Source organism: Stenotrophomonas maltophilia (genome assembly GCF_013464915.1).
Taxonomy (GTDB): domain Bacteria; phylum Pseudomonadota; class Gammaproteobacteria; order Xanthomonadales; family Xanthomonadaceae; genus Stenotrophomonas; species Stenotrophomonas maltophilia_AT.
Window position 1 is genome coordinate 100,688 of sequence record NZ_RAVT01000023.1, and the last position, 8,822, is coordinate 109,509.

At 64.3% G+C, this 8,822-nt stretch carries 8 protein-coding genes; all 8 read left to right on the forward strand.

Annotated features, from left to right (window positions below):
- The first annotated feature begins 93 nt into the window (after nt 1-93).
- On the forward strand, nt 94-771 hold the full coding sequence (gene cmk / locus D7T59_RS08430) for a (d)CMP kinase (protein WP_008265652.1): 678 nt from the start codon (nt 94-96) through the stop codon (nt 769-771).
- A 198-nt stretch (nt 772-969) separates the two neighbouring features.
- On the forward strand, nt 970-2,655 hold the full coding sequence (rpsA, locus tag D7T59_RS08435) for a 30S ribosomal protein S1 (protein ID WP_005416230.1): 1,686 nt from the start codon (nt 970-972) through the stop codon (nt 2,653-2,655).
- Nucleotides 2,656-2,743: 88 nt separating this feature from the next.
- Entirely contained in the window at nt 2,744-3,049 is a 306-nt protein-coding gene (locus tag D7T59_RS08440) for an integration host factor subunit beta (protein ID WP_005409286.1), read from the forward strand.
- Nucleotides 3,050-3,125: 76 nt separating this feature from the next.
- Nucleotides 3,126-3,407, forward strand: coding sequence for a LapA family protein (locus D7T59_RS08445; RefSeq protein ID WP_180853498.1), 282 nt, complete (start codon nt 3,126-3,128; stop codon nt 3,405-3,407).
- 6 nt (nt 3,408-3,413) lie between these two features.
- A complete protein-coding gene (gene lapB, locus D7T59_RS08450; protein WP_049428020.1) occupies nt 3,414-4,592 on the forward strand; it encodes a lipopolysaccharide assembly protein LapB in 1,179 nt (392 codons plus the stop codon).
- 3 nt (nt 4,593-4,595) lie between these two features.
- Entirely contained in the window at nt 4,596-5,585 is a 990-nt protein-coding gene (locus D7T59_RS08455) for an MraY family glycosyltransferase (RefSeq protein WP_180853497.1), read from the forward strand.
- Between the two features lie 3 nt (nt 5,586-5,588).
- The gene (locus D7T59_RS08460; protein WP_180853496.1) at nt 5,589-7,502 is read left to right on the forward strand and encodes a polysaccharide biosynthesis protein; all 1,914 of its coding nucleotides are present in this window, start codon (nt 5,589-5,591) and stop codon (nt 7,500-7,502) included.
- Entirely contained in the window at nt 7,499-8,377 is an 879-nt protein-coding gene (gene galU, locus D7T59_RS08465) for a UTP--glucose-1-phosphate uridylyltransferase GalU (RefSeq protein WP_164138586.1), read from the forward strand. Before D7T59_RS08460 ends, galU begins: the two co-directional genes overlap by 4 nt.
- Nucleotides 8,378-8,822 lie beyond the last annotated feature (445 nt).

Consider the following 8,822-nt stretch of genomic DNA (forward strand, 5'->3'; position numbering starts at 1 on the left):
TTTTTGTCGATGTTTCAAGTGGTTGCGCGAAAGTCGCCGCGCGGGGCCCCGGGCAGGGGCTAGAATGACCCCTTCACACGCTCTGGGAACCCCATGAATCCACTCGCCCCCGTCCTGACCATCGACGGCCCTTCCGGGGCCGGCAAGGGTACCATCAGCCGCATCATCGCGCGCCGGATGGGCTGGCATTACCTGGATTCGGGCGCGCTGTACCGCGCCGTGGGCGTGGCCGCGAGCTGGGCAGACATCGACACCTCCGACGCCTCGGCGCTGGTGCGCTGCACCTTCGACACCCATGTTCAGTTTGTTGAACAGGGCGAGTCGATGCGGGTCATGGTCAATGGCACCGATGCCACCGACGAACTGCGCCTGGAGACCACCGGTGCGCTGGCCTCGGCCATTGCCGCCATTCCCGAGGTCCGCGCCGCCCTGAAGGAGCGCCAGCGCGCATTCAGGGAGCTGCCCGGCCTGGTCGCCGACGGCCGTGACATGGGCACGGTGATCTTCCCGGACGCCTCCTACAAGGTGTTCCTGACCGCCAGTGCCGAGGAGCGCGCCGAGCGCCGGCATAAGCAGTTGAAAGACAAGGGGGTTTCTGTTAACTTTGATGACCTCCTGCGCGAGATCATGGCCCGCGACGCCCGTGATGCTCAGCGTACCGTGGCGCCCCTGAAGCCGGCAGACGATGCTGTCCTCATCGACACCACAGGCATCGGCATCGCAGATGTCGTTGCCAGAGTGATGGATCTGCTTCCGGTTCCGGCTGCCTGATCCGTTCGCGCGGGAGCACTGCCAGCAACATCGGTGGTGGTCGCGCAAAGCAGTGCTGTACCAGCTCCGCCGCGCAATGATGCGTGGCGGTTTTCCTACTACACACGACCTGCGTTTCCGGGGTCGACCAACAGGCGGGCGGTCGCCATTCCCCTGAAGGGGACGCCACCGACCCATGTGTCCAACAGAGTAAATCTAATGACCGAATCATTTGCCGAACTGTTTGAAGCCAGCCAGGCCAACCTGGCCAAGCTGAAGCCGGGCGCCATCGTCAGCGGTACCGTTGTTGAAGTCCGCGGCGACGTCGTGGTGATCAACGCTGGCCTGAAGTCCGAAGGCATCGTGCCGATCGAACAGTTCCGTAACGACGCTGGCGAAATCGACGTCGCCGAAGGCGACATCGTCAAGGTCGCCCTCGACTCGATCGAGAACGGCTTCGGCGAAACCGTCCTGTCGCGCGAGAAGGCCAAGCGCGCGATGGTGTGGGACGAGCTGGAAGAAGCGTTGGAAAAGAACGAAACCATCACCGGCCGCATCAGCGGCAAGGTCAAGGGTGGTTTCACCGTGGACATCAAGGATGTCCGCGCCTTCCTGCCGGGTTCCCTGGTCGATGTGCGCCCGGTGCGCGATCCGGCCTACCTGGAAGGCAAGGAACTCGAGTTCAAGCTCATCAAGCTGGACCGCAAGCGTAACAACGTCGTGGTTTCGCGCCGCGCTGTCGTCGAAAGCGAGCACTCGGAAGAGCGCGAGCAGCTGATGGACAAGCTGCAGGAAGGCGCGATCCTGAAGGGTGTCGTCAAGAACCTGACCGATTACGGCGCGTTCGTGGACCTGGGCGGTATCGACGGCCTGCTGCACATCACCGACATGGCGTGGAAGCGCGTGCGTCACCCGTCGGAAGTCGTGAACGTCGGCGACGAGCTGGACGTCCGCGTGCTGAAGTTCGACCGCGAGCGCAACCGCGTTTCGCTGGGCCTGAAGCAGCTGGGCGAGGATCCGTGGGACAACATCGGCCGTCGTTACCCGGCCAACAGCCGCGTCTTCGGCAAGGTCTCCAACGTCACCGATTACGGTGCGTTCGTTGAGATCGAGCCGGGCGTCGAAGGCCTGGTGCACGTCTCCGAGATGGATTGGACCAACAAGAACGTCAACCCGTCCAAGGTTGTCCAGGTTGGTGATGAAGTCGAAGTGATGGTGCTGGACGTCGATGAAGAGCGTCGCCGTATCTCGCTGGGCATGAAGCAGGTTGCCGCCAATCCGTGGGAAACCTTCGCTGCCACCCACAAGAAGGGTGACAAGGTGTCGGGCCAGATCAAGTCGATCACCGACTTCGGCATCTTCATCGGCCTGGACGGCGGCATCGACGGCCTGGTCCACCTGTCCGACATCAGCTGGAACACCACCGGCGAAGACGTCGTTCGCAACTTCAAGAAGGGCGATACCCTGGACGCCGTCGTCCTGGCTGTCGATCCGGAGCGCGAGCGCATCTCCCTGGGCGTGAAGCAGCTGGAGCAGGATCCGTTCGGCCAGTACATGGCTGCCAATCCGAAGGGCTCCAAGGTCGAAGGCGTGGTGAAGGAAGTCGACGCCAAGGGCGCGATCATCGAGCTGGCTGACGGCATCGAGGGTTACGTTTCGGCTCGCGACATCGCCAACGAGCGCGTTGACGACGCCACCCAGCACCTGAAGGTCGGCGACAAGGTCGAAGCCAAGTTCGTGGGCATGGACCGCAAGGGCCGTACCCTGCAGCTGTCGATCAAGGCCAAGGACGACGCGGAAATGCGCGAAGTGCTGGAGGAATACCAGTCCTCTTCGGCTTCCAGCGGCACCACCCAGCTGGGCGCGCTGCTGCGTGCACAGCTGAACGGCAACAAGTCCGAGTAATCGGCCTTACGCTGTTTGTTGTTTCCTGGACGGCCCGGGCTTCTGCCCGGGCCGTTTCAGGCTGAGATGCCCCTGATGTGAGCCGGTAATGACCAAATCCGAACTGATCGAAATCCTTGCGCGCCGCCAGGCGCACCTGAAGGCCGATGATGTCGATCTGGCGGTGAAGTCGTTGCTGGAAATGATGGGCGGTTCGCTGTCCGCCGGGGATCGCATCGAAATCCGTGGTTTTGGCAGCTTCTCGCTGCACTATCGTCCGCCGCGCCTGGGTCGCAACCCGAAGACCGGCGAATCGGTTGCCCTGCCGGGCAAGCACGTCCCCCATTTCAAGCCGGGCAAGGAACTGCGCGAGCGGGTCAGCAGTGTGCTGCCGCTGGACGCCGATCCGGCCTGAGCCTCCGTCGCGCCACCGCGTGCGAATCCAGCCGCGGGTCGGATAAGCTACGGACTCCTGCCACTGGAGCTGTCGCATGAAGGTCTTTCGTCTGCTGGTCCTGCTGGCGGTCCTGATCCTTGGGCTGATCATTGGTGCGGTCAACATGACCGCGATGTCGATCAACCTGCTGTTTACCCAGTTGAATACCTCTGTCGGCGTGGCGCTGATCGCTGCCCTGCTGATCGGTGTCATCGTCGGTGCCGGCCTGGTACTGGTGAGCGTGGTCATTCCGCTCTACGGCCAGCTGCGCCGTGCCAACAAGTCCGCCGCCACGCCGGCCGCGGGTGTTTCCCCCCAATCTTTTGATGGACGCTGATCGAAGATGGATTTCGTCACCGAATGGCTGTGGTTTTTCCTGTTCGTTCCGCTGGCCGCACTGGCCGGGTGGGTGATCGGCCGGCGTGGTGGCCAGCGCCACGGTGACAACCAGGTCAGCCGCCTGTCCAGCACCTACTTCCGTGGCCTGAACTACCTGCTCAACGAGCAGCCGGACAAGGCCATCGAGCTGTTCCTGCACATCGCCGAGCTGGACAAGGAAACCTTCGAGACCCAGGTCGCGCTGGGCCACCTGTTCCGGCGCCGCGGTGAAGTCGACCGCGCCATCCGCCTGCACCAGGGGCTGGTCAACCGCCATGACCTGAGCGACGCGCAGCGCGTGCAGGCCCTGCTGGCGCTGGGCGAGGACTACATGAAGTCCGGCCTGCTGGACCGTGCAGAGACTGTGTTCACCGAGCTGGCACAACTGGACCAGCGCGCCCCGCAGGCGCTCAAGCACCTGATCGGCATCTATCAGGCCGAGCGTGACTGGGAAAAGGCGATCGACAACGCCACCCGCTTCGAAGACGTCACCGGCGAGCCGATGGGCAAGCTGATCGGGCAGTTCGAATGCGAACTGGCCGAACGCTTCCGCGGTGCCGGCAAGCTGGAAGAGGCGAGGGCGGCGATCGCCCGCGCCTACCAGGCCGACGCCATGTCGGTGCGCGCCGGCATCATCGAAGGTCGCCTCGAGACCGATGCGGGCAACGCTGAAGCCGCCGTGCGCGCATTCGAACGTGCCGCGCGCAACGACCCGGAATACCTGCCCGAGCTGCTGCCGGCGTTGATGGAAAACTATCGCAAGGTCGGCGATCTGGGGGGCGCGCGTGCGTTCCTGTCGGAAATGACCGAACACTACCGTGGCATCGCCCCGGTGCTGGCCCTGACCCGGCTGATGGAAGAGCAGGAGGGTGTGGCTCCGGCCCGAGCCTACCTGGGCCGCCAGCTCAAGGATCGTCCGTCGGTGCGTGGCGAATCCGCGCTGATCGACCTGACCCTGGCCGAGGGCGCCGATTCCACTGCGACCCTGCATGACCTCAAGCACATCACCGACCAGCTGCTGGTGCGCAATCCCGCTTACCGCTGCACCCGTTGCGGGTTCGGTGCGCGCACCCACCATTGGCAGTGCCCGAGCTGCAAGGAATGGGGCACGGTCAAGCCACTGCTGAACTACGCGGTGCTCTGATCCATGCCGTGGCTCGTGATGGGCGCGCTGCTGGGGCTGGCCCTGCTGAGTGCGGGGTTGACCTGGGCGGCACGGGGTTATGCCCTGCGCCAGCAACTGCTGGATCAGCCTGGCGAGCGTCGCAGCCATAGCGTGGCAACGCCGCGCGGTGGCGGTATCGCCATCGTCATCAGCCTGTTGGTCACCGCCGGTGCAGCGATGTGGGTCTGGCCTGAATCGACACCGAGCCTGCTGGTGGCCAGCCTGGGCCTGGTACTGGTGGCGGGCATCGGCTGGTGGGACGACCACCGGCCGCTGCCGGCCATGCGCCGCCTGCTGGTGCACTTTATTGCCGCCGCGCTGCTGGCCGCCCTGGTCAAGGTGCACGGTGGAAGCTGGTTGCTGGCCGGGCTGGTGCTGGTATTCACCGCCTCGTTGATCAACATCTGGAACTTCATGGATGGCATCAACGGTATTGCCGCCAGCCAGGCCATTGTTGTCGCACTGGGCCTGGCGCCGGTGCTGCCCTGGCCGTATTCGCTGGCGGCGGTGGCGCTGGGCCTGGCCTGCCTGGGTTTCCTGCCGTTCAATTTCCCGCGGGCCCGTATCTTCATGGGTGATGTCGGAAGTGGCGCGCTGGGCTATGCAGTCGCCGTCGTCCTGGCCATCGCCGCAGTGCGTACCGATATCAACTGGATCCTGCTGCTTGTGCCGGCTTCGGCCTTCCTTGTGGACGCAGGCTTCACACTGGCGGCGCGCATCATTTCCGGACAACGCTGGATGGAACCCCATACCCAGCATGTCTACCAGCGGGCGGTGCAGGCAGGAGCCAGCCACGCCCAGGTGACAGGGATGTACTTTGCTTTGGGCCTGTTCAGTATTACAGTGCTTAATGTCTGCTCCAATTTGCAGCCGAGGTGGGAGGCTGTCCTGGCGGTCGCGTGGTTTCTCGCGCTGAGCGTCCTCTGGCTCCTCCTGCGCAATGGATTGCGTCACCGACAAGGAAATACCTGACTTATGGCTTCACCCTGGCGGGACAGAATTCTCGGCCTGATGCCGCGTTCGGCCATCGTCTGCCACGACCTGTTCATGGTCTGGGCATGCTGGCAGCTGCTCCACGCCGGGCGGTACTCGATCCTCCCCAACGCGCCCGCGCTTCCGCTCTGGAATGTCGACACCACGCTGGTGCTGCTGCTGCAGGGCCTGGTGTTCTGGCGCGTAGGCCTGTATCGCGGGCTGTGGCGCTTTGCCAGCGTCAGTGACCTGCTGAACATCTTCAAGGCCAGCTTCATCGGCCTGGTCGGCATCGTGCTGGTGCTGATGTGGAAGCGTTTCGACGGCGTGCCGATGTCGGTGCTGGTGATCTATCCGTTCGCGCTGTCGGCGCTGCTGGGTGCGCCGCGCCTGCTGTACCGGGCATGGAAGGACTACCAGGCACTGCAGTCGGATTCGAGCGCGCGCCGCGTGCTGATCCTCGGCGCCGGTCAGGCCGCCGAGACCCTGGTCCGCGATCTGCGCCGCTCCGGCAACTTCGAGCCGGTCGGCCTGCTGGACGACGCACCGCACCTGCGCGGCGCCAAGCTGCAGGGCCTGCCGATCCTGGGCAGCCTGGATGATGCCCCGGCCGTGGTCCGCGAGACCGCGGCCAAGCTGCTGGTGATCGCCATGCCCTCGTTGGATGCCGCGGGCATGCAGCGGGTGGTCGCCATCTGTGAAAGCACCGGCGTGCCGTTCCGTACCGTGCCCAAGCTGAGCGACATCCTGCAGGGCCAGTCGCTGCCCGGCCAGCTGAAGGAAGTGGCCATCGAGGATCTGCTCGGCCGCAAGCCGATCACCCCGGACTGGAACCTGATCCGCGGCTGGTTGGGTGGGCGCACCGTGATGGTTACCGGTGCCGGCGGCTCGATCGGCTCGGAACTGTGCCGCCAGTGCGCGCGCCACGGCGCCGGTCGCATCATTCTGCTGGAGATCAGCGAGCTGCTGCTGCTGACCATTGAAGGTGAGCTGCGCCGCAGCTTCCCCGATATCGAGATCGAAGCGGTGCTGGGCGATTGTGGCGATCCTGCGGTGATCCGCCATGCGCTGTCGCTGCATCCGGTCGACACCGCGTTCCATGCTGCCGCTTACAAGCATGTGCCGGTGCTGGAACGGCAGTTGCGCGAAGCCGTGCGCAACAACATCCTGGCGACCGAGAACGTGGCCCGTGCCTGCCTGGAGGCCCGCGTCGAGCATTTCGTGTTCATCTCCACCGACAAGGCGGTTGACCCGGTCAACGCGCTGGGTGCCAGCAAGCGCTATGCCGAGATGATCTGCCAGAGCCTGGACCAGAAGTCCACGCATACCCGTTTCGTTACCGTGCGCTTCGGCAACGTGCTGGCCTCGGCCGGCAGCGTGGTGCCGCTGTTCCGCGAGCAGATCCTGCGTGGTGGGCCGGTCACGGTCACCGACCCGGAAGTCAGCCGCTACTTCATGACCATCCCCGAGGCCTGCCAGTTGATCCTGCAGGCGGCCGCCTCGGCTTCGCATGGCGCGATCTACACGCTCGACATGGGCGAGCCGGTGCCGATCCGGCTGCTGGCCGAGCAGATGATCCGTCTGGCGGGCAAGCAGCCGTACAAGGACATCCCGATCATCTACACCGGCCTGCGTCCGGGCGAGAAGCTGCACGAGACGCTGTTCTATTCGGACGAGGACTATCGTTCCACCGCGCACCCGAAGATCCTCGAGGCCGGTGTCCGCATGTTCTCGCGCGATCTGGTGCTGGGCAACGTTCCGCGCCTGCGCGAGGCGGTTGGCAGCTACGACACCGACACCATCAAGGAAGTCCTGTTCGCGACGATGCCGGAGTTCTCTCCAATCGAACAGGATGCTTACATTTCATCCGCTAAAGTCGTGCCCTTTCCGGCACGCGAGGCCAACAGGCACCAATGAGCAAGCGAATTCGCAAAGCAGTTTTCCCCGTAGCGGGCCTGGGGACGCGTTTTTTGCCAGCAACCAAGACCGTACCGAAGGAGATGCTGCCGATCATTGATCGGCCGCTGATCCAGTACGCGGTGGATGAAGCAATCGAGGCGGGCTGTGACACGCTGGTGTTCATCACCAACCGTTACAAGCATGCGGTCGCCGACTATTTCGACAAGGCCTACGAGCTGGAGCAGAAGCTCGAGCGCGCTGGCAAGCAGGAGCAGCTGGAACTGATCCGTCACGTGCTGCCCAATGGCGTGCGCGCGATCTTCGTGACCCAGGCCGAGGCGCTGGGCCTGGGCCATGCGGTGCTGTGTGCCAAGGCCGTGATCGGTGACGAGCCGTTCGCGGTGCTGCTGCCGGACGACCTGATCTGGAACCGCGGCGACGGTGCGCTGAAGCAGATGGCCGATCTCAACGAAGCCAGTGGCGCCAGCGTCATTGCCGTGGAAGACGTGCCGCACGAGAACACCGCCAGCTATGGCATCGTCGCCACCGAGGCGTTTGATGGCCGCAAGGGCCGTATCTCGCAGATCGTGGAGAAGCCGAAGCCGGAGGATGCACCGAGCGACCTGGCCGTGGTCGGCCGCTACGTGCTGAGCCCGAAGATCTTCGAACTTCTGGAATCCACCGGCACCGGTGCGGGCGGCGAGATCCAGCTGACCGATGCGATCGCGCAGCTGCTGAAGACCGACGAGGTCGATGCCTATCGTTTCGAAGGCACCCGTTTCGACTGTGGCACCCATCTGGGGCTGGTCGAGGCGACGATCCGCTTTGCGCTGGACAACCCGAAGCTGGCCGGCCCGGCGCGGGAGAAGCTGACGGCGATGTTGGCGGAATAAGGGTTTTATCAAGCGCTCCGTCAGCGCCTTGATTGATACGTGATGGGCGGGACGGGTGGGCCTTTGCAGGACACGCCGTAAACCCGTCCATGGGGGCTCGGTCGCCGCATCCATGCGGCGAACGGTCCTGCAAAGGCCCACCCGTCCCGCCTGCCAGGTTTCCTGCGGGCGCGGACGGGAAGGGCGGAATCAATGGCAGAAGCACAAGCAAAAAAGGCAGCCGATGGCTGCCTTTTTGCTTGTTGGGGTCGGATCCCTTTGCGCAGCAAAGGGCTCTGACCCCTGCCTTTGCTCACCCCTCCGCCGCGCGGAATGTTGGATGGCACGGGTGGGTGAGGCTGACCGGGACTGTCAGCGGCATGGATGCCGCTGCCAAGCCTTATCTGATCGGAATCTGGCAGCGTAGGTGCCGAGAGCCGGCGTGGGCCGCCGTGTAAGCCTGGAT